Below are 383 nucleotides of genomic sequence, written 5' to 3'. Positions count from 1 at the left end.
ATATTCGTCGATCAGCTCGATTTTACCGTCCCGGACGATGTAATCGACGTCTTTTTTCAATAACGATTCCGCATGCAGCGCGCAATTTAACGACATTAACAAATGACTATTATGGCTTTCGTACAAATTGCCGCATCCCAGCAGCGATTCCGCTTTCGCAGAGCCCGCTTCATTCAAATAAACATTCCGCTGGAACTCGTCGAAGTCGTAATGCACATCTTGCTTAAGCCGCCTGGCCACTTCTGCAAAACGAATGCCGTTGCTCTCGGAAGAGCCCGGCTCGCCGGCGATGACCAGCGGCACCCGTGCTTCGTCGAGAAGCAGCGAATCCGCTTCGTCGACGATGACGTCATGGAAAGGACGATGTACGGTATCGGCTTCGT

1 pseudogene is annotated in these 383 nt (G+C 51.7%); it reads right to left on the bottom strand.

Annotated elements, in window-relative coordinates:
* A pseudogene (locus L693_RS28515) lies at nt 1–383 on the bottom strand (accessory Sec system translocase SecA2); the annotation flags it as partial.

Source organism: Paenibacillus sp. 1-18 (assembly GCF_000520755.1).
Classification (GTDB): Bacteria; Bacillota; Bacilli; order Paenibacillales; family Paenibacillaceae; genus Paenibacillus; species Paenibacillus brasilensis.
Note: the sequence above shows the minus strand (reverse complement) of the source record. Positions and strands in the feature narration are given on the sequence as shown.